We start from the raw sequence: 18,132 nt of genomic DNA on the forward strand, positions 1-18,132 counted from the left end.
TTATGGCCAGGCCAAAACTTGTACCGAAAAAACCGGGAAGACTTCCAATTTCAGACAAGGTCTTCAAAATCGGTGCAACTCTTGCTGGCGTCTATGTTCTAATAATGATAGCATTGCTTGTCTTTCAATTAGTTTCTGAATCTTATCCAATTTGGGAAGAAGAAGGACTTTCCTTTATTGTTGGTACTGACTGGAACGCAGTTGAGGATCGTGAGTCCTTTGGTGCTTTGCCCTACATCTTGGGAACTTTGGCAACTTCAGCACTTGCCATGGCAATTGGTGTTCCTCTTAGCATCGGAATTGCCATGTTTATCTCAGATGCTCCTGCAAAGATTGGCGGACCCTTAGGATTTCTAGTAGAATTGCTAGCCGCAGTTCCAAGTGTGATTTATGGGCTTTGGGGTCTTTTTGTTTTTAGAGTTTATTTCAAAGATTGGATTGAAACACCACTGCACAATGCTTTTGGGGATTCCATATGGTTATTTTCTGGAACACCATTTGGATTAGACATTATCACTGCAAGTGTAATATTGGCAATTATGATCATCCCAACAGTTTCAGCTGTTTCTCGTGAAGTAATGAAGGCAGTTCCTCAACAACAAAAAGAAGCAGCATACATGCTGGGTGCAACAAAATGGGAAATGTTCAGACTAGCAGTATTTCCATATTCTAAAACGGGTTTGATTGGTGCATCAATACTTGGATTGGGAAGAGCAGTTGGCGAAACCATGGCAGTAACAATGTTAATTGGAAATGCAACAGGGATTGCAGCAATTCCATCGTCATTTTTCAAACCAAGTCAAACAATGTCAAGCATTATTGCAAATGAGTTTGTCGAAGCTTCTCCTGCATCACTGCATCTTCCGGCATTGATTGGAGTTGCACTAGTTTTATTGTTGATTGCAATTGTGATCAATGTTATTGCACATATTCTTGTAACTAGAATGCTCAAAGTTAAGGAGGGAGCAATTAACAATTGACAACTACACTCGAACGAAGACAAGAGTATCGTGCATTATTCAAGTCAAATGTAGCAAAAAGACTTGTAGTCGATAAAGTTGTAAGAATAATTGTTTTTGCATGTGTAATCATTGCAATTATTCCACTTGGAAGTATTCTAGTAGAAGTTTTCAAAAATGGAATAGCTGCAATAAGTTTTGAGTTTTTGACTGAAACACCTGGTTCAATTGGTTCTGGTGAGGGAGGAATTGGTCCTGCAATTCAGGGAACTCTGATAATTATTGGACTTGCAAGTTTGATTGGAGTCCCGATTGGTGTGATGTCCGGCATCTATTTGGCAGAATATGGGGACAACAGACTTGCCCGCTCCATTAGATTCTTCAACGATGTCTTTATGGAATTCCCATCAATCGTACTTGGAATATTTGCATTTTTAGTAATTGTTTTAATTCTTGGCCATTTCTCAGTCTGGGCAGGAGCCTTTGCATTATCTTTGATAATGTTTCCAATTGTAGCTAGAACCACAGAAGAATCCTTGAAGATGGTTCCAATAACTTATCGTGAAGCTGGAACTGCTCTAGGCTTGAAAAAGTGGGTAATTACATTCAGAATCGTAATATCTGCTGCAAAAAGTGGCATGATTACGGGGATTTTACTCTCTGTCTCCAGAATTGGTGGTGAGACTGCGCCATTAATCATGACAATTCTTGGAAGTAGTCAATTCTTTAGCAGTATGGATGTTCCAATGGATGCATTACCTTTGAGAATCTGGAGACTGTCTTTACTTCCATATGATAGTGCGCAGCTTCAAGGTTGGGGATCAGCTCTAGTTTTGATAATAATTATTTTGGGAATCAATTTAGGTGTAAGATACTATTTTGCAAATAAAAAAGGTCACGGTATCATCGGGAGATTAATTAAAGCAGGAGTTACAAGACAAAAATGACTGCATTGAGCATACCTACACCAAAAATTACAAGTTCTTTAAATTCAGATAATTCATCGTCCCCTCCCGAAGTAGAGAAGAAATACAAAATGATTGCTGAAGATGTAACAATTCGCTATGGAGATTTCATCGGAGTAAAAAACATCACAATGAAATTCCCAGAAAAATCAGTCACGGCATTAATTGGTCCTTCTGGATGTGGCAAGACTACTTTTCTCAGATGTCTAAACAGAATGCACGACATGACAAAAAATGCAAAAGTCGAAGGAAGAGTAATGATTGACGAGATTGATCTTTATGACAAGTCAATTGATCCTATTTACCATAGAAGAAAAGTTGGAATGGTTTTCCAAAAACCCAATCCATTTCCAACAATGTCGATTTATGACAATGTAACTGCCGGACTAAAACTCAACGGAGTTAGAGATAAGAAAATTCTTGATGAAATAGTAGAGGACTCTCTAAAGATGGCGTATCTTTGGGATGAAGTCAAAAGTGATTTGAAAAAATCTGCAATCGAGTTATCTGGAGGTCAGCAACAAAGACTCTGCATTGCAAGAGCCTTGGCAATCCAGCCAGAAGTACTGCTCATGGATGAGCCTGCATCAGCACTTGATCCAATAGCAACACAAAAAATCGAAGAGACCATTACAGAGCTAAAAAAAGAATACACAATCATCATAGTTACCCACAATATGCAGCAGGCAGTTCGAGTTTCAGATTATACTGGATTCATGTATCTTGGAGAACTAATTGAGTTTAGAGAGACAAAGAAACTATTCACGGACCCAAAAAATGAGTTGACTGCAAAATATGTACAGGGGCAATTTGGATAATGACTAGATTAATCGATCCTTCACTTGAAAAGCTATCTAGAATAATGTCTGAGATGGGAGATATGGCAATTGAATGCGTATCCCTAGCAGTTGACTCGTATCTTGAAGGCAAAAACACCAATGATCAAGTCTACGAGTTATCAGATTCTATTCGTAACAAGTATTTCGAAGTCGAAGATTTGATTTTCGATATGCTGCTAAAATATCAACCAGTCGCAGATGACTTTAGAATGATTCGCTCTTCAACTGAAATATCATATGCATTTTCCAGATTTGGCAGATATGCATACGACATCACTCAAGTCAGGGATTTGTTTGGAGATATTTCAGAGTGCACAAATGCATCATTACTTGAAATTACAAAAAAAGTCAAGCATATGATAAAAGAGGCCGTCATGTCTTTTGCAGAACTAGACGTTAGAAAAGCTGTAAAAATTCAGGAAGATGAAGCATTCATAGATAAAATATACAAAGAGAGATTACCAAAACTAATCGAATCAAACAATACAAAATGTGCTTTAGCTGAAGCATTACTCTTACGGTATCTTGAAAGAATCGGAGACCATGCAGTTTTCATGAGCGATGCAATCAACTATATCGTTACAGGAAAACACAAACCAAGTGAAAAGAGGATTGCTGATCACACTAAACCTCCATCAAAGGAGACATTATGACCAAAAAAATAACCATCCCAATTCTAGGAATTAATACAAAAGATAGAATATATTCAGGATCATCTAATACAGAATAACTATGAGATGCAAGTACTGTGGAAAAAATATTACTGTAAAAAATGCAATTTTTTGCTCGACTAAATGTAACACATACTATTCCACTGAACTTGAAAGAAAAAATGTGTCAAACTATTCCAGGGTCACCATTACACTGGATAAAGAGATGACAAAGAATCTCAGGGAAATCCAGTCAAAACTAATTAAAAATACCAATGAGGGCATATCCTTTTCTCAAGTTGTAAATCTTGTACTAGAAGAAGGGGTTAAAGTAAAAAAGACAATTCTAAATGACACCTAAAATCAGGATTTCTCCAGAAGAATCATTTGTAATTTAGAGTTAATACTAGAAAAAAATTTTGACTAAAAATGTTGTAACATTTGAACACAATATCTCTTATGAAATTAATCTAGTATGAAAAAACATGCCAAAATGCAGAAACTGTGAGGATGACTTTATTGCAAACAATTCAAGTTTTTGCTCTAGTGAGTGCTCAAATAGTCACTCAAAGAAATTCTTCTTATTCTGATTAACCTGCAAATGCCATTTTATGCCAAAAAATTTTAGTTGATTTAGTGATATGAATGCACATTTGTGAGGTGTTGTAAAAATATTACAAACAATCTGTAATGTAATGTAAATTTCAACATAAATTGATGAATATTGTTCCCAAGGTAATCGTTGTAGATGACGTTCAATCGCATTTGGATGTTTTTTGCGAATTTTTACGCTTGAAAAACATAGATGTTGTTGGAATTGGAAGCGATGGCCTTGAAGCAGTTCAGCTTTATGAAAAGATTCGTCCTGACATCGTACTGATAGATTTGGCAATGCCTATCTATGACGGGCATTATGCACTGGAAAAAATATTGTCGATAAACAAAAATGCCAAAATAATTGTAATGACTGCAATTGAGAATGCAAAAAACAGAGAAATGTTATTAGAAGATGGAGCAATTGATGTTCTCCAGAAACCATTTGAATTAAACCGCGTAGCAGATGTAATCAACAAGGCATTCAAAGATCAAAGAATTATTTCCAAAAGATACGACTAGAAAGAATAGAATTTGGAAAACTCGCTAGTCAAGATAAGTGAAAGTCTAGTTGTTTTAATTCAGAGTAAATGCAACCATTACTTGCTTTAATTAAAAAAGATGAGAGTATATTTTATGAACGAACTAAATATTGTGGATCAAGAAAAATTTCTAAATAGCATTATGAATATTTCAGGAAACATCAGATATGTAATGGTATATGATTTACAAGGAAACATGATACATAAACGAATAATGGATGGAATCACTGATCACTTGACAGAGCAAGAAAACATTACTGCATTAAATCATACAATTGAATCATGGAATTTTAGAAATTCTCTTTCAGAAAAAATTGGCAATGCCCATTATACTTTACAAGTATATGATAATCTAATGAGAGTGATTTTTCCATTCGGTAATGAAATGCTTCTTATCGTTACGTTGGATAATGCAGGCGCACCTAACGACATTATCCATAGAATTCAAAAAATCATAGGATAATTATCATTCCATAATTTTGGTTTTTCAGATTAAAAATACCAGAATAAGTTTTAGTAAATAAGAAAAAACAAATCTAATCAAAAAAGAGTAAGACTAGGATATTTTTTAGGATGGATGGTATTTTGCTTTGGTTGTAATTCCATCAGGAAATGTCTTTCCTGCAGGTAGAACAGTACCAGTTGCAACAGTAGCATTATCTAGAACTGTAGTATCTTTTTCGATGACAATATCATCACCCATTTTGACACCACTGCCGATAACGGCATGTCCTTCGACAATTACTTTTTTGCCAAATACGCAATTATTGCCTACGTTGACTTTGCGTTCAATTACACAACCATCTTCCATGGTGACACCACTACCTATAACGGCATGTTTTTGAATAACTACTTTATTTCCTAATACACAGTTATCTCCAATCTTAGCATCACCTTCAATTACAGTACTTTCTTGGGTTTTAACGCCATTTCCTATAATTGCACTTGAATCTATGTTTGTCATAAAATAATATTCTTGATACATGCATAAGAGTTAGTTCCTAATTGTATTAACTCTGAATCAAAACAATTAGTGGTTCCTTTAATTCATCTAAATCACGAGTAAGACTAGGAAATTAAATTATTATGAAAAAACAAACAAAAAAACCACAAATAAACAAAAACAACAAAACAAAGCCTAAAAATTTAATGAAAAAAGAATACACCGAAGATCTGAACAGATTAAAAAAAGAAATCAAGGAAGAGCATGTATAAGATAGAAGCAGTTGTTAGAAATTCAGTTTTCTATGAGGTAAAAAAGGCCCTAGTAGAAGTTGGCATTTCAACATTCTCAGCATTTCAAGTTCAAATTACAGGAATCCATCATTCTCACAAAGGATTAAGAACAAACTCACACAACTACATCCCAAAATCCAAAATTGAGCTTCTTTGTGCAGATGAAGATAAAGACAAAGTGATTGAGATTATTCAAAAAACTGCAACTACGGGTGAAAAAGGAGATGGTATAGTGTTTTGCTATAAAATTGAGAATTTAGTAAAGATTCGCGATGGTAAAAATGACAAAGAGGCCCTTTGAGATGAGTCTAAAATCACAAATTCAAAATCGTTCAATTTTATTATATTTTGAGAACTTTTTATACGGTATTAGGAGTATCCAATCATAATGTCGGATTTTGTTTTACCTAAATTGCCATATGCATATGATGCGCTAGAGCCATACATCGATGCACAAACTATGGAGATTCATCATTCAAAACATCATCAAGCTTACACAAACGGATTAAACGATACATGGGAAGACATGTCAAAAGACAATCAAGATTTAGCGTTGCTCATCATACTTTCAGATTTGGATCAACTCAAACCAGAAGTTAGAGGTCGAATTAATTTTCATGGAGGGGGATACACCAATCATGAATTATTTTGGAAGAGTATGAAGCCTGGTGGGGGCGGAGAGCCAAGCGGTCCACTAAAAGATGAAATTGTAAAAGAGTTTGGAAGTTTTGAGAAATTCAAAGAAGTGTTTTCATCAAAGACTGCAGCCATTCAAGGGAGTGGATGGGGATGGCTAATTTATGATCCAAAATCAAAGAAAATTAAATTTAAAACAACAGAAAACCAAGACAGTCCAATCACAGAGGAACTCATTCCGCTATTAGGACTGGATGTATGGGAGCATGCTTACTATCTAAAATACGAAAACAAGAGACCAGATTACATTGCAGCTTGGTGGAATGTGGTTAATTGGGAAGAAATTGAAGGTAGATTTGCAAGAGCCCCACAGGATGCAAAAGCATTCTTTACAAGAAATAGAACATAAACCATCGAATCAAATTTTAGATTTAAAATCCACGAATTATCGTACTTAGTTTATTCAAACTATAATGTTTAACGACTACCAATGAATTTAGCAGATACAGGTACGTCTAGCATTAAGGTGGGACAGCGCAATTGTTCCAATAATTTTATTGTAAGCCCACCAACAACAGATCTACTCTCAACTGACCTAGAACCCTTACTTTTTCCCATAACTATCAAATTAAAATTATTTTTCTTTTCATATTCTAAGACTTTTTGTAATGTTGGACCAATTAGTACTACAAGGGAAGTTTTTACTTTATTCTTGTTATATTTTTTAATTTTTTTCTGAAATTCTTGCTCCATAGTTTTTTTCATGTGAAATGCAGTGTCTTGTAATTTTTTTTGTAGTTCAATTCTTTCAAGTTTGTTGGATATACTCTCCATAGGGTATTTCGGAATGTTAACCACATGTAAAATTGTAACAGATCCATTTGATAACTTTGCAAGATTAATTCCATGTGCCAAAGCAGAATCCCCGGCTTCAAACCCACCATGTAAAACGAGTATTTTCTTATAGTTATTTGGTTTTATTGCCAAAATATTTACCTCATTTTAAAGTCAACACGTTGCATTTTACTTCTTCATGTATTGCACTAACAACATCATTGAAATGTTGTTGTTCTGAATTAGACAAGTGTGGATGATCTACAATTAACAAATCAATTTTGTTGGAGTCTACATATTCAACAATGCTATCAACTAGAGATTCTGTTGATTTGAATGAAGTTTTAAGTGAAATGTTTTCTTCATGGGCCTTTGCTTCAAATTTTTTTAGCAAATTCAAGATTTTGGCCTTATGTTTATCTGCCTTTGTCTTGTCTTTTTTGGTTTTAAAGAAGACAAATTGTGGAGACTCATCCTGTGAGAATTCAATAACAGATAATTTTGAGTGGTTGGTTTTTGCCATTGCCAGCCCCATGTTGAATGCAGTTTCCTTGTTGGTGGGTTTTACATAAGTTACAAGAATATTTTTGAAAACATCCGTATTAATGCTAGAATTATTATTCATTTACTGTTCCCATAATGACTATGTTGGAATTACCCAATTCTTTGGTAGGAATTATGATGCTTTCATTATTTTCCGTTGCAACAATTACATGCAGTAATTCTACAGCAGTAAGGGTTCCAGTTACATTTCCAATTCGTACTTTTTGACCAACTTTTAGAACTGAACGCTGTTTTGAAGCAGTGTTAATAATTGCAGGGAATATTTCTTTGAATGTAAATCCAAGACCTATTGCTATTGCAGCTCCAATTCCAATTGCAATACTCCATGAGAATGCAGAGACCAATATTGGAATTATCTGCTGCCCAATTCCTAGTTGCGTTAAACCAACTGCAAAGATTACAGCGTAAATGATTCCTTTAACACCAATCTTAACATATTTTGATCCTCCAAAGTTTGATTTAACTAATTCCTGATCAAGCCATTTACCAATAAAAGTAGCAACTATCAATCCAACTACAATAATTAGAATGAATGCAAGAAGATTTGGAACCCACAACCACAAATCAGTAAGTGCAGTTGATAACTGTTCAAATTCTAATGCATTGATGGCAGCAATTATGAAGAATAAATAGATGAACCATCTGACACTCGAGGCAATTAATTTAGAAGAATCTTGATTAGATGTTCCTGCGGATAAGAGATCATCGTTTTGTAGCTTAGTTTTCTGTAAGAATTTTAATGCTGTTTTTGAAATTACTTTTCCAAATACTTTTCCAACTACTAATCCGATTAACAATAAAATAGATGCTGCAATAATTTTTGGGGCAGTTTCAGCAATACTAGTTGCAAAAGATGTTACTGCCTCAATTCCAGGTTCATACAAAGTTTCAACCGAAAAGCTTGATTGTGCAAACACTTCATGGGTTGAAAATGTTACTAGTAAAGCAATCAACACTACAAATGAAAACATCATTTTTGAATTATGCATGAACGTGTTAATCATTAATCGAAGGACAATATAAACATTGATGACATTGTCTTACAATGTAAGTCATTAACTAGCAATGTCATCATAGTTCAGGCATGATTTTCCAAGAAATTAGATCGCAGATAGCCACAATTAACAAATTATGAATTAGAAAGTTAGATCTCACAGAAATAGCAATTTAGATAAAAATACTAAATCAACCATCAAAGGCAGATAGATTATTTCTTTTTCTTTTTAGATTTTAAACTAAAAGTAATTTCAACGGTATGATCCTCAATATCTTCCTCAATTGAAGCAATTTTGAGTTCACCAAATAATTTTTTCAATATTGTGCTAAAATAGATAGACCACTTGTTTCCGAGATTATGTTTAACGATGAATTCAATTGATTCGTCAGTTTCAATTACTCTTATAGGTATGTTAGAAGTTGTAAGCCATAATTTTATCACATATGTAATTCCGGTAACATCAACCTTACCATCAATAAAGAGTACAGCATCGCGTATTCTTGCATAACCTATAGTATCGGACATTTGGGCAAGATCCTTGTTGGAAACTTTTTCAAATAATGCACGAACTAATGGTTTTTGTACATACATAAACCCAATATCACCAACAAATCTATCCCAAGACGCATGTTTTCGTAAAATATTATTAATTACAGTAGAAACTGTAGAATCATTTGAAGATGCTTCAAATTCAATTATGTCATAAATGTGATTAGGGATTCTAACTGTGGTGCTAGTACTAACAGAATTAGGGAGTTTTTTGACCATATGTTTATGAAACTTTTTTGGTTAATGTGTATTTCTATCAATTGTAAGACATTGTAATATAATGTAATTTTTGAAACACTAAATTATTCGTTATTTTATTTTTCATTGCTGTAAAATTTTTCAAAGGGTAACTCTATAGTAATCTAATTTTTCAGGATTAATCTGCTGAACAAATTCAATCTCATCTTCTCGGTTTATTCTGTTTTGTATTACTTCACGAAGCTGCAAGCTAGTAAGATAAACATAATTTTTTTCTTTGGCTGTTTTTCTAAACAATTTTCTCATTGTAGAGCCGCCCCCATGACCCCAATATCCTGCCTTTATTGCCAATGGTTCAAGAAAAACAGTATTTTTTTTACCAAAATTTTCATCACAGATTTTACTTGGCAAAGAATATCCTTCCAAAGCACCACCTTTTGCAAATCCCACTATCTCACCAGTCGGCGTTCCCAAGCGTAAAGTAACTAGAATTGTATCAGATTCGTTAACAGATTCAAAGAATGTAGTTTTTTTGAATTGTAACGGATCTGGTAACTCATCATAAATATCAAAAAGAATATCACCTAACTTTGAGTTATTTTTATCATATTCCAAAACCGGGATTAGTTGAATTTGTTCATAAGAAATTGCTGCCTTGACCTCTAGCTCTTTCTCACGTAATTTGAAAAAGCCCAGTACATTATCCATGAATATTTTTCGCATGGTCTTAGGGAGTGACCTCATTACCTTGTCAGTCATCTCATGCTCTTCATTTAGCAAGGTCTCAAAAAATATTATACTTCTACGAATTAAAAAAGCAGGATCCCATCCCAGAGAATGAGAATTTTTCTTTGCAAGTTCCATAGCATCTAAAAAATTCCCCAGTGCATAAGATCCAATCCTATCTGCAACAGACATGAACCACCCGAGATTATGGAAATGTTCTTGTTTTTTCAAATCTGTAGAATATGTTGATTTTGAAAAATGTGCTGAGATTAGCGGTTTTAGCTCTGGTTCCCTAAGATTCCACGGATAAGCAGTACGTAGAATCAAGGTTGCAACAAGATGTGCATCAATTCCAGCTTCGTTGAATAGTTTCAAAAGTTTATGATCAGATGTAACAAAGTTGGCAGCCGTTACTTCATGTGGTTTGTCTTGTTCTTTTTCAGGATCATAATCATGAAACAAGGCAGCTGCAAACAAATGTTTGAAATCAAATTGATCAATGTGATTATTAAATTCGACTCCACGTGATGCCAATAAAGTATTGTGTGTAACTACAAGCTCATGACTTAGATTATGATACCCATAATAGTTTTCATTTAAATTTTGTTTATGAAATTTCTCCAAACTGTAATTTAGTATTTCAATATAACATGTGTCTTCAAGATGCTCGTCTTTTAGCATGTCAACTATAACATCTTGTAACTCTGTAAGGGTAGGGATTGTAGAACTGGACAATATCTTAAATTACTTATTTTCCTATATACGCATATACTGGATATATTTTTCCAGTTTTTGCAGATTTGTAACTCCATTGAGATTTATCCAATTTCAAAAGGGCAAAATATTCTTGAATAGAACCATGAATCTTTGTGTAAATATCATTACCCACCATAATTTGATCTGGTTTTGCTAGATTTTGGATTTTTGCAGCCATACTAACAGAGGTTCCCAAGATATCCACATGTGCCTCTTGCAAGTCATCACCATATCGCACAATAGTATTTTCTCCATAATCAATTCCAATTCTCACCTTTAATTCAGGCAGATCATTATTTTTCAGAATTGGATTTATCCCAACTTTTAGAACTTTAAGCATAGATTCAGCACAAGTTACAGCTCTGCTGGCAACAGATGCAGACAAGCCTTCTGCAACAAAATACCCAATTACGGCATCACCTACAAATTTCAATACAAAGCCATCATGCCGTTTTATCACATATGCCATTTCTTGAGCAAATGTAGTAAAAATGGTCGCAAGTTTCTCTTTGGGTAAATTCAATATCATATCTGTGGAACCAACAAGATCAATAAACAGCACTGCCATCTCCATACTTTCTAATACTTTTTTTCTTAGAAATATTTCAGATTCTTCAGTTACTGCAGAATACATGAAATTATGATTAAGTGAATTTGAAACTCGTTCCTTTATTTCTTCAATTAATGTTTCAGAGTCAATTATTTTTTCAGTACCACGTCCCATTAACATATCAACTATGCTAGGGGTTTTTTCAGAGAGTAAATTCTCTACACCCTTTTTTGCCATATCAATGACAATTTTATCATCCATCGCATTGATTGAAATATTCATTCTTTTAAGTTGTATAGAATAATGCAATCATGAATACTGTATATATGATGAAACCATATCAAAAGGAATAAGGAAGATATGAAACAGATTAAAGGATTAGTAATTTGGATAGTAATTACAGTTGGGTTTTGGTTTGCAAATTATTATTTAGTCCATGATTATATTGAAAAAGCATTTTACACATTTGCGGCATTAACCATAATTCACATCGCTTTCAAAATAATTCTAGATAATCAATTTTCTAAAAAAATCAAGGAGAAAAAAACCAGGTATTCTTTTAAAAAAATTACATCCATAATGTATGTAGGATCATTTATTGCAGCACTTGCTGCAATATGGTCAGGAGGAACGCAGGAGGTAACTGTTGCTTTTGGATTAGTAACAGCAGGAGTTGCATTTGCGTTGCAAGATGTGTTAAAAAATTTGGCAGGTGCCATAATTATTTACATCAATAGGCTATACGTAGTAGGCGATAGAATTGAGATAAATTCCAAAACAGGAGATGTTCTTGATATAGGAATCTTTTACACCACTATTTTAGAGATAAGGGAATGGATATCTTCAGATTCTCCTACAGGGAGGATCAGTACCATTCCAAATGGATGGGTAATTGCAAATAATGTCAACAATTACACAAAAGATCATAATTACATATGGGATGAAATTTCTATTTCACTTGATTACAAAAGTGATGCAAAATATGCTCAAGAAAAATTCATGAGTATTGTAACATCACAAACAACACAATTTGTTGAGAAAGCAAAAAAAAGCATAGAAAATATGGGAGAAAAGTATTATCTCGGAGAGGCAAATGCAGAGCCTGTAATTTTCATGTCATTGACAGACAAGGAAATTTTCTTGAAAATCAGATACACTGTAGAAACTCGACAACGCGGATTAGTTAAAGATAAAATCAGTAATCTAATTTTAGAGGAAATTAGAAACTCACATGATAAAATCATGATTTCCACTCAGACATTAAACATTACAGGCTTTCCCGATTTGTCAATTAATGACAATAAACAAAAATAAGATTAAAAAATTAGAAAATCATTTTAGTTTATCTTTATTCTTACCGTGCATTGCAACATCTTTGATTTCATCAAAGCCTTTAGAGCTTAATTCTGCTCCTTTCTCAATGCCTTCTTTTCCAATATCAATTCCTTTTTCAATACTGTTTTCAGCAGCTTCTATGAATTTTTTTAAAAATCCCATTTCTTGTTTCACCTACCAAATTTTCTATTTTTTTATACAAAGATAAAGAATTCAATAATTGTCCTGACACAGGATTAAATCAAATAGAAATAACACGAAATCTAAAAAATTCCTTCAAACAGATTCTTAGGCAGTAGAGCGATGTTAAAAAAACAACACATCACAGTTTACAGATCTAAGAGTTTCTGAATTGTGTTTTTCCTATTTCTCAGTGTAACTGTAGATACACCTGAAACTTCAGAGAATTTTCTTTGATTAACAGATTCCCCCATCAGCATTGATGCCAGGTATAATGATGCTGCTGCCTGACCTATAGGATTTTTTCCTGCAGTTGCGCCTAGCTCTTCTACATCTGCCAAAATCTTCAAGGCATAGCGCTTTGTTTTCTCAGAAATCCCCATATCGCTGGATAGCTTTGATAGAAATGATGAAGTATTATACTGAGGAACATTCAATCTAAATTCATCAATCAATACCCTAACTGCTTTTTGCAGAGATTTTTTATGGATATTGCCAAGTTCAGAAATATCATCTAAGCTTCTAGGAGTCATGGTCTGTCTGCAGGAGACATACAAAGCTGCTGCCATCAAAGAGTTTGCAGTTCTTCCCTTGGTAAGGCGATTTTTTTGTGCTCGTCTAAATAATGAACAAGTAACCTCCACAGTGTTTTCTGATATTCCCAATTTTTCTTTTAATCCGTTCAAGAACGTCAATGATTTAACAAGAGTTCTTTGCGATGATTGTCTCAATTTACTTCTATTATCTAATTGACGTAATCGATTAAACTGAGATTTACTTGCAGAGTTTAGTGGTTTCCCAGTTGCATCACGATCGTTTCCAATAACGGAATTCATTCCTTTATCATACATTGAAAGTGATTGTTTGGATCCAACATGACTCTTTGTCATAAAATCTTCAAGACTGTGAATCTGTGTTTCATTATTGTTATCTAATTTTTCTTCTATTACAGTACCGCAATCTGCACATAAAATTTCACCACTAAAAGAATCAGTAATCAAATTATTTTTACTGCAATTATCTAATTGACATTTTTGCATCATAAATTACAATAGGATTTTCATTTAATAAAGGGGGATCGATATTGACTTGATTCAGAATTAGTTCAAGTAGAGAAATCTTTTTTATTTTTCCAGGCATTAATTCTCATTCTATAGAACAAGAACATTATCAATAATAGTAGAAAATCATACACAGATAAAAAACATCGAATTAATAGTTCAAAAATTGAATTTATTTTGATTCGATGAAAATCACATCAACAAGATCATTGTTACTTCGTTTGGTTACAGTGTCTCTATTTGCATTATGAAAATTCTGTAAATGGGATTTTCTAGTTTTAATCCCATATCCTCGACATAATCTGCAAAAATAGGTAACCTGTCTTTCTGATCTTGGTTTTACTTGGTTTTCATATTCTAAAATCGCAGTTGCCATTGAGAATACTCATTGGAATAGTAGTATTTTAATGTTGTAATATTTATGACATGTTGTCATTAATATACGATTTATGCAAAAAATTTATATTTTGTAATCACCATTACACTAATTCAGTGATTAAAAGATGTTTGATGACCAATTCGAAAGAGCATTTCGAAGATTGTCGAATCCCTTTTTTTCAATGGGCGATGTCTTCGATAGTCCAAGGGGAGGCACAGTCCAAACTTTTGGCCCATACTACTACGGTTACGTAAAGACTGTAGGGGAAGATGGAGTTCCTCATGTAACTGAATGGGGAAATGCAAAACCAGGAAGTTATCTCCCTGATTCGTCAGTAAGAGATCCATATGTCGATGTATCAGTTGACGAAAAAGAACGTACCCTCAAGATAGTATCTGAGATGCCAGGAATTGAAAAATCTGATATCAAACTAAACGTATCAGACAAACTGGTCTTGCTCTCAGCAGAACACAATGACAGAAAGTACGAAAAGAAAATTCCTCTACCAACTAAAGTAGATGAAAATTCTGCCAAAGCAAAATACACAAACGGAGTATTGGAACTGACATTGGCGCTTGCCGAAGAAAAACCTCAAGGTAAGCTGGTGTCAGTAGAATGATTCGGAGGTGAAAAGATGAACGCAAATTCACCACTCAAGCAGATAAAACAATCTGCCAAAACGTGCATGGATAAAATTTCTTCAGAATATGAAGAAGTCGTTTCCAAATGGAAGATTGGTAGGAGAAATTTCCCTTGAGGTGCAAACAATGCCAGATACGCTATGTAGACAATGCGGAGGGGAATTGGATGTAGCAAAGAAATGTTTTCATTGCAGGCATCCAATTCAAATGATTTGCACACAGTGCACAGAGCTAACTGAAATTAGATTCCACAGTCAATGCATGTATCAAGAGGGAATTTTATCTCACACAGTCGCAGCACTGGCATAGTCATAGACACCCGATTCAACCATGTGAGGATGCTTCTCCCCACATGTCAAATTTTTGAGAATCCATATCTTTTAGCAATTAATGTATCAATTTCTTCATTGAGAATCAGATTTACTGTTAATATGGGATGATTCAGGGATTTTTTTAATGGATCTTAATAAAATTCTAGTACCAATTGATGGTTCAAAAAAATCCTTTGAAGCCCTAGACAGAGCAATTACACTAGCTGGATTTACACATGGTCACGTAACAGGCATTTATGTAATCCCCCACGTAATTGATGGAGGCCCAAGAACAAAGGCGTTTGATAAGCAGTTAGAGGAAGATGGAAAGATTATTCTAAAAAAAGCAGCAAAACGCGCTGGAAACAAAAATGTCAAATTTACAACTAAAATTCTAAGAGGATCACCAGGACACGTTACACTCCACACTGCAAAAGCAGGCAAGTTTGATCATATCGTAATGAGTACTACAGGATCTGGTTCTGCCACAAAAGACATGATAGGTAGTGTATCAAACCATGTCCTTCAAAAATCCAAAATTCCAGTGTACCTGATCAAATAATTTTCAAGAATCAAGTAAACTGACGTTGTGAAATGCTCAAAGAGTTTTTCTCAATGCTTCATTTAGTGCCTGAGAGTAACTGTATGAGGATTGGTTCTTTTGAATTACTTTTGCTTGAAACACTCGAAGTTTCTTGTCTAGATCTTCGTCAATCATTATAGTGATTCGTTTCTTCATATAGTATAGTATGAGTGTAAGCATATAAGAAATACTCAAATGTTCCAAAAACGGAATTGATAGATTATGCCTAATAGAGGAATTTTGGAAGTTTCTTAATCAAACTTGCAAGAGATATTCTTCCAGGACCTGCAACAATTATTGCCAACACTGCAGCTAGCATCACAAGATCCCACTCCCATCCTCCTTTTGATACAAAAAATCCATTCTCCCACCTAATATGGAAAATTGCACCAAGCAATATCACTGAAAATACTGCACCAGTAATTCTATTTAGCACTCCAATGATTAGCAGAATACCTCCAATGAATTCTGCAAGTGCAATTGGAAGTTGCATCTCAGGAGGTATGCCAATTCCTACCAGCCACTCCTGCCAGCTAGGATCAAATTTCTTTAAACTATGAACTAGAAATATCGCACCAATTGATGCTCGAATTCCCCAATGAGTGATATCATGAAGAATATTTTGACTCATCTTAGTTTCAGATAGCATTTGAGATTATGCTCGAATTTTTAATTAAAAGGATTTATCCAAATTTGATTTGAACTGCCAGAATAACAAGAGATTCAAAAAAATTTGAAAAACATCAGCCTGGGATTAATTTAGATGGTTTTTGATCGATCAGAGTAAACAAACTATTTTTTATCATCAATATACTAACATAATACTTTATGAGAAAGAGAGTGGTGCCCCAATGATGGCAGTATGCACAAAATGCAGAGAAAAGTATGAAGTGTCATCATCCATGGAATACCTAATCAAAATGGGAATGGTGCCTGAATCTCAGAGATTTTGTTGTGAATGGTGTAGATAAATAGAATCAATGAAGGCAGACCTGCACTGGTATAGGAGTGTGCAGCTGTCTTATCATGAATTCTATATACCATATAGAGCATTCATTCTATTAAGAACAAGGGTTTTTGATTTAATCTCGTACAAAGTCAATTCATTATGGTATACATGGAAAATAAAACTCACGTATCAAATTGGAGTTTAGATGGTGCAAGACTCAAAAACCTAATTTGAGAAACACTAGATACTTTATTTACAGGAAATTGTAAATTTTTGATCATGTATAAAACAATCCTCGTACCTCATGGAGGAACAGATGCAGGAGATGAGGCATTAAAGCATGCCATTAATGCTGCAAGAGAATCTTCTAAAATTATCATTTTACATATTGTAGAGGCAATACAAGCCCCACCATCATTTGCATTATCATCATCTGAACGAGAAGATTTACTGAAAAGCATTGATGATGCAAACGAGGAGATCAGAAAAGACATGGAGAAGAGAATGGAAAAATCAGCTCAACAATGCAAAGATAGTGGAATTGCAGTAGAAGTCAAAGTAGAGATTGGCGATGCAGCTGAACACATTTTGGAGTTTGTTGAAAAAAACAAAGTAGATCTGATTGTCATGTCAAAACGAAGAAAGCTCAAAGGAATGAAAAAACTGCTCTCACTTGGAAGTGTCTCACGCAAAGTTGTTGAGAATGTAACTTGTCCTGTAACTTTAATTGACATAGAAAAAGTTGGGGAAAAATAAGAGACAGAGTATTTCATCTGTCCCAGAAAATAGGTATGAAAACTAAATACTGGTTGCAATAAAGGCACCAATACCCATACCCATGACAACACCAATTCCCATACAAATAAGGTCAAATTTTACGACCTTTCTGAATGGTGCATGTACCATTTTGTCCCATGTGCTGATTTTCTGAGTTTGCATATTTTTCACCTCGGAACGATACTCAGTACTATCGTATAATTAAACAACTAAAGAGTTGATTTGATTCAGATTCAAATCAAAAGACTAGCAGTTTATGAGTTCGATTGTCGTAATGTATCTTGAGTGAATCGTGATAAGACAGCTGCTCTAAATTGTTGT

General features: G+C 34.2%; 28 protein-coding genes. 15 read left to right on the forward strand and 13 right to left on the reverse strand.

From position 1 onward, the window contains the following. Positions 1-2: 2 nt before the first annotated feature. The 7 genes from pstC (at position 3) to NADRNF5_RS08765 (ending at position 5,012) form a co-directional block, all read left to right on the forward strand. Positions 3-980: a phosphate ABC transporter permease subunit PstC gene (gene pstC, locus NADRNF5_RS08735; RefSeq protein ID WP_048117542.1), complete on the forward strand. Its 978-nt coding sequence runs from the start codon at positions 3-5 to the stop codon at positions 978-980. Beyond that, the gene (gene pstA / locus NADRNF5_RS08740) at positions 977-1,906 is read left to right on the forward strand and encodes a phosphate ABC transporter permease PstA (RefSeq protein WP_048117545.1); all 930 of its coding nucleotides are present in this window, start codon (positions 977-979) and stop codon (positions 1,904-1,906) included. The genes pstC and pstA overlap by 4 nt, the downstream gene beginning before the upstream one ends. Beyond that, positions 1,903-2,742: a phosphate ABC transporter ATP-binding protein PstB gene (gene pstB, locus NADRNF5_RS08745; RefSeq protein ID WP_082052005.1), complete on the forward strand. Its 840-nt coding sequence runs from the start codon at positions 1,903-1,905 to the stop codon at positions 2,740-2,742. Before pstA ends, pstB begins: the two co-directional genes overlap by 4 nt. Continuing rightward, on the forward strand, positions 2,742-3,416 hold the full coding sequence (locus tag NADRNF5_RS08750; RefSeq protein ID WP_048117548.1) for a phosphate signaling complex PhoU family protein: 675 nt from the start codon (positions 2,742-2,744) through the stop codon (positions 3,414-3,416). The genes pstB and NADRNF5_RS08750 overlap by 1 nt, the downstream gene beginning before the upstream one ends. 79 nt (positions 3,417-3,495) lie before the next feature. Further along, positions 3,496-3,774 (forward strand): hypothetical protein, encoded by a 279-nt coding sequence (locus NADRNF5_RS08755; RefSeq protein ID WP_048117551.1) that lies wholly within the window; start codon positions 3,496-3,498, stop codon positions 3,772-3,774. 356 nt (positions 3,775-4,130) lie between these two features. Beyond that, positions 4,131-4,529, forward strand: coding sequence for a response regulator (locus NADRNF5_RS08760; protein ID WP_048117554.1), 399 nt, complete (start codon positions 4,131-4,133; stop codon positions 4,527-4,529). A 114-nt stretch (positions 4,530-4,643) separates the two neighbouring features. Next, positions 4,644-5,012 carry a hypothetical protein gene (locus tag NADRNF5_RS08765; protein WP_048117557.1) on the forward strand — a complete coding sequence of 123 codons (369 nt, stop codon included), beginning with the start codon at positions 4,644-4,646 and terminating at the stop codon, positions 5,010-5,012. Between the two features lie 105 nt (positions 5,013-5,117). Here NADRNF5_RS08765 and NADRNF5_RS08770 read toward each other — a convergent pair whose 3' ends face one another. Further along, positions 5,118-5,534, reverse strand: coding sequence for a hypothetical protein (locus tag NADRNF5_RS08770; RefSeq protein ID WP_082052006.1), 417 nt, complete (start codon positions 5,532-5,534; stop codon positions 5,118-5,120). Between the two features lie 101 nt (positions 5,535-5,635). Here NADRNF5_RS08770 and NADRNF5_RS11820 point away from each other — a divergent pair, with 101 nt between their 5' ends. The 3 genes from NADRNF5_RS11820 (at position 5,636) to NADRNF5_RS08780 (ending at position 6,830) form a co-directional block, all read left to right on the forward strand. Continuing rightward, positions 5,636-5,764 carry a hypothetical protein gene (locus tag NADRNF5_RS11820; RefSeq protein ID WP_257719697.1) on the forward strand — a complete coding sequence of 43 codons (129 nt, stop codon included), beginning with the start codon at positions 5,636-5,638 and terminating at the stop codon, positions 5,762-5,764. Further along, positions 5,757-6,086, forward strand: coding sequence for a P-II family nitrogen regulator (locus NADRNF5_RS08775; RefSeq protein WP_048117562.1), 330 nt, complete (start codon positions 5,757-5,759; stop codon positions 6,084-6,086). The genes NADRNF5_RS11820 and NADRNF5_RS08775 overlap by 8 nt, the downstream gene beginning before the upstream one ends. An 87-nt stretch (positions 6,087-6,173) precedes the next feature. After that, complete coding sequence (locus NADRNF5_RS08780) at positions 6,174-6,830, forward strand: superoxide dismutase (RefSeq protein WP_048117566.1); 657 nt, start codon at positions 6,174-6,176, stop codon at positions 6,828-6,830. Positions 6,831-6,898: 68 nt separating this feature from the next. Here the strand turns inward: NADRNF5_RS08780 and NADRNF5_RS08785 are convergent, their stop codons facing one another. From NADRNF5_RS08785 to NADRNF5_RS08810, 6 genes are all read right to left on the reverse strand, one after another. Continuing rightward, entirely contained in the window at positions 6,899-7,408 is a 510-nt protein-coding gene (locus NADRNF5_RS08785) for a universal stress protein (protein WP_048117569.1), read from the reverse strand. A gap of 10 nt (positions 7,409-7,418) precedes the next feature. Then, on the reverse strand, positions 7,419-7,880 hold the full coding sequence (locus NADRNF5_RS08790) for a universal stress protein (protein ID WP_048117573.1): 462 nt from the start codon (positions 7,878-7,880) through the stop codon (positions 7,419-7,421). Further along, positions 7,873-8,808 (reverse strand): mechanosensitive ion channel family protein, encoded by a 936-nt coding sequence (locus NADRNF5_RS08795; protein WP_048117582.1) that lies wholly within the window; start codon positions 8,806-8,808, stop codon positions 7,873-7,875. The genes NADRNF5_RS08790 and NADRNF5_RS08795 overlap by 8 nt, the downstream gene beginning before the upstream one ends. A 218-nt stretch (positions 8,809-9,026) precedes the next feature. Then, entirely contained in the window at positions 9,027-9,584 is a 558-nt protein-coding gene (locus NADRNF5_RS08800) for a hypothetical protein (protein WP_048117583.1), read from the reverse strand. Positions 9,585-9,704: 120 nt separating this feature from the next. Continuing rightward, complete coding sequence (locus NADRNF5_RS08805) at positions 9,705-11,024, reverse strand: hypothetical protein (protein WP_052661923.1); 1,320 nt, start codon at positions 11,022-11,024, stop codon at positions 9,705-9,707. Between the two features lie 13 nt (positions 11,025-11,037). Beyond that, positions 11,038-11,856, reverse strand: coding sequence for an adenylate/guanylate cyclase domain-containing protein (locus NADRNF5_RS08810; RefSeq protein ID WP_048117585.1), 819 nt, complete (start codon positions 11,854-11,856; stop codon positions 11,038-11,040). Positions 11,857-11,955: 99 nt separating this feature from the next. Between NADRNF5_RS08810 and NADRNF5_RS08815 the strand changes: the two genes are divergently transcribed. Continuing rightward, positions 11,956-12,909: a mechanosensitive ion channel family protein gene (locus NADRNF5_RS08815; RefSeq protein WP_048117588.1), complete on the forward strand. Its 954-nt coding sequence runs from the start codon at positions 11,956-11,958 to the stop codon at positions 12,907-12,909. Between the two features lie 18 nt (positions 12,910-12,927). Here the strand turns inward: NADRNF5_RS08815 and NADRNF5_RS11445 are convergent, their stop codons facing one another. The 3 genes from NADRNF5_RS11445 to NADRNF5_RS08825 form a co-directional block, all read right to left on the reverse strand. Then, complete coding sequence (locus tag NADRNF5_RS11445) at positions 12,928-13,092, reverse strand: hypothetical protein (protein ID WP_192828317.1); 165 nt, start codon at positions 13,090-13,092, stop codon at positions 12,928-12,930. A gap of 167 nt (positions 13,093-13,259) precedes the next feature. Next, on the reverse strand, positions 13,260-14,150 hold the full coding sequence (locus tag NADRNF5_RS08820) for a transcription initiation factor IIB (protein WP_237089258.1): 891 nt from the start codon (positions 14,148-14,150) through the stop codon (positions 13,260-13,262). A gap of 193 nt (positions 14,151-14,343) precedes the next feature. Continuing rightward, entirely contained in the window at positions 14,344-14,547 is a 204-nt protein-coding gene (locus NADRNF5_RS08825; protein WP_048117599.1) for a hypothetical protein, read from the reverse strand. 127 nt (positions 14,548-14,674) lie between these two features. On the opposite strand from NADRNF5_RS08825, the gene hsp20 reads away from it, so the two are divergent. The 3 genes from hsp20 to NADRNF5_RS08840 all read left to right on the forward strand — a co-directional run bounded on the left by hsp20 (position 14,675) and on the right by NADRNF5_RS08840 (position 16,064). Next, complete coding sequence (gene hsp20, locus NADRNF5_RS08830) at positions 14,675-15,169, forward strand: archaeal heat shock protein Hsp20 (protein ID WP_048117602.1); 495 nt, start codon at positions 14,675-14,677, stop codon at positions 15,167-15,169. A gap of 88 nt (positions 15,170-15,257) precedes the next feature. Beyond that, positions 15,258-15,500: a hypothetical protein gene (locus NADRNF5_RS08835; protein WP_237089259.1), complete on the forward strand. Its 243-nt coding sequence runs from the start codon at positions 15,258-15,260 to the stop codon at positions 15,498-15,500. Positions 15,501-15,647: 147 nt separating this feature from the next. Next, positions 15,648-16,064: a universal stress protein gene (locus NADRNF5_RS08840; protein ID WP_048117605.1), complete on the forward strand. Its 417-nt coding sequence runs from the start codon at positions 15,648-15,650 to the stop codon at positions 16,062-16,064. 36 nt (positions 16,065-16,100) lie between these two features. Here NADRNF5_RS08840 and NADRNF5_RS11450 read toward each other — a convergent pair whose 3' ends face one another. Together NADRNF5_RS11450 and NADRNF5_RS08845 are read right to left on the reverse strand one after the other, a co-directional pair. Then, the gene (locus NADRNF5_RS11450; RefSeq protein ID WP_192828318.1) at positions 16,101-16,241 is read right to left on the reverse strand and encodes a hypothetical protein; all 141 of its coding nucleotides are present in this window, start codon (positions 16,239-16,241) and stop codon (positions 16,101-16,103) included. Positions 16,242-16,311: 70 nt separating this feature from the next. Further along, positions 16,312-16,734, reverse strand: coding sequence for a DoxX family protein (locus NADRNF5_RS08845; protein WP_048117609.1), 423 nt, complete (start codon positions 16,732-16,734; stop codon positions 16,312-16,314). A 579-nt stretch (positions 16,735-17,313) separates the two neighbouring features. On the opposite strand from NADRNF5_RS08845, the gene NADRNF5_RS08850 reads away from it, so the two are divergent. Then, on the forward strand, positions 17,314-17,790 hold the full coding sequence (locus NADRNF5_RS08850) for a universal stress protein (RefSeq protein ID WP_048117612.1): 477 nt from the start codon (positions 17,314-17,316) through the stop codon (positions 17,788-17,790). 42 nt (positions 17,791-17,832) lie between these two features. On the opposite strand, the gene NADRNF5_RS11455 is transcribed toward NADRNF5_RS08850, so the two are convergent. After that, positions 17,833-17,973, reverse strand: a complete 141-nt coding sequence (locus tag NADRNF5_RS11455; RefSeq protein ID WP_182130103.1) for a hypothetical protein — start codon at positions 17,971-17,973, stop codon at positions 17,833-17,835. Between the last annotated feature and the right edge of the window lie 159 nt (positions 17,974-18,132).

It is taken from the genome of Nitrosopumilus adriaticus (genome assembly GCF_000956175.1).
GTDB classification, from domain to species: Archaea; Thermoproteota; Nitrososphaeria; order Nitrososphaerales; family Nitrosopumilaceae; genus Nitrosopumilus; species Nitrosopumilus adriaticus.

Bases quoted from the DNA above. Each gene is read 5' to 3' on its own strand.
- pstB (WP_082052005.1), top strand. From the start codon at position 1,903: ATGACTGCATTGAGCATACCTACACCAAAAATTACAAGTTCTTTAAAT.
- NADRNF5_RS08790 (WP_048117573.1), bottom strand. From the start codon at position 7,880: ATGAATAATAATTCTAGCATTAATACGGATGTTTTCAAAAATATTCTT.
- NADRNF5_RS08760 (WP_048117554.1), top strand. From the start codon at position 4,131: ATGAATATTGTTCCCAAGGTAATCGTTGTAGATGACGTTCAATCGCAT.
- NADRNF5_RS11450 (WP_192828318.1), bottom strand. From the start codon at position 16,241: ATGAAGAAACGAATCACTATAATGATTGACGAAGATCTAGACAAGAAA.
- NADRNF5_RS11820 (WP_257719697.1), top strand. From the start codon at position 5,636: ATGAAAAAACAAACAAAAAAACCACAAATAAACAAAAACAACAAAACA.
- NADRNF5_RS08825 (WP_048117599.1), bottom strand. From the start codon at position 14,547: ATGGCAACTGCGATTTTAGAATATGAAAACCAAGTAAAACCAAGATCA.
- NADRNF5_RS08845 (WP_048117609.1), bottom strand. From the start codon at position 16,734: ATGCTATCTGAAACTAAGATGAGTCAAAATATTCTTCATGATATCACT.
- NADRNF5_RS11445 (WP_192828317.1), bottom strand. From the start codon at position 13,092: ATGGGATTTTTAAAAAAATTCATAGAAGCTGCTGAAAACAGTATTGAA.
- NADRNF5_RS08800 (WP_048117583.1), bottom strand. From the start codon at position 9,584: ATGGTCAAAAAACTCCCTAATTCTGTTAGTACTAGCACCACAGTTAGA.
- NADRNF5_RS08755 (WP_048117551.1), top strand. From the start codon at position 3,496: ATGAGATGCAAGTACTGTGGAAAAAATATTACTGTAAAAAATGCAATT.
- NADRNF5_RS08810 (WP_048117585.1), bottom strand. From the start codon at position 11,856: ATGGATGATAAAATTGTCATTGATATGGCAAAAAAGGGTGTAGAGAAT.
- NADRNF5_RS08795 (WP_048117582.1), bottom strand. From the start codon at position 8,808: ATGCATAATTCAAAAATGATGTTTTCATTTGTAGTGTTGATTGCTTTA.
- NADRNF5_RS08765 (WP_048117557.1), top strand. From the start codon at position 4,644: ATGAACGAACTAAATATTGTGGATCAAGAAAAATTTCTAAATAGCATT.
- NADRNF5_RS08775 (WP_048117562.1), top strand. From the start codon at position 5,757: ATGTATAAGATAGAAGCAGTTGTTAGAAATTCAGTTTTCTATGAGGTA.
- NADRNF5_RS08850 (WP_048117612.1), top strand. From the start codon at position 17,314: ATGTATAAAACAATCCTCGTACCTCATGGAGGAACAGATGCAGGAGAT.
- NADRNF5_RS08750 (WP_048117548.1), top strand. From the start codon at position 2,742: ATGACTAGATTAATCGATCCTTCACTTGAAAAGCTATCTAGAATAATG.
- NADRNF5_RS08835 (WP_237089259.1), top strand. From the start codon at position 15,258: ATGAAGAAGTCGTTTCCAAATGGAAGATTGGTAGGAGAAATTTCCCTT.
- NADRNF5_RS08780 (WP_048117566.1), top strand. From the start codon at position 6,174: ATGTCGGATTTTGTTTTACCTAAATTGCCATATGCATATGATGCGCTA.
- NADRNF5_RS08770 (WP_082052006.1), bottom strand. From the start codon at position 5,534: ATGTATCAAGAATATTATTTTATGACAAACATAGATTCAAGTGCAATT.
- NADRNF5_RS11455 (WP_182130103.1), bottom strand. From the start codon at position 17,973: ATGCAAACTCAGAAAATCAGCACATGGGACAAAATGGTACATGCACCA.
- NADRNF5_RS08820 (WP_237089258.1), bottom strand. From the start codon at position 14,150: ATGCAAAAATGTCAATTAGATAATTGCAGTAAAAATAATTTGATTACT.
- NADRNF5_RS08815 (WP_048117588.1), top strand. From the start codon at position 11,956: ATGAAACAGATTAAAGGATTAGTAATTTGGATAGTAATTACAGTTGGG.
- NADRNF5_RS08840 (WP_048117605.1), top strand. From the start codon at position 15,648: ATGGATCTTAATAAAATTCTAGTACCAATTGATGGTTCAAAAAAATCC.
- hsp20 (WP_048117602.1), top strand. From the start codon at position 14,675: ATGTTTGATGACCAATTCGAAAGAGCATTTCGAAGATTGTCGAATCCC.
- pstC (WP_048117542.1), top strand. From the start codon at position 3: ATGGCCAGGCCAAAACTTGTACCGAAAAAACCGGGAAGACTTCCAATT.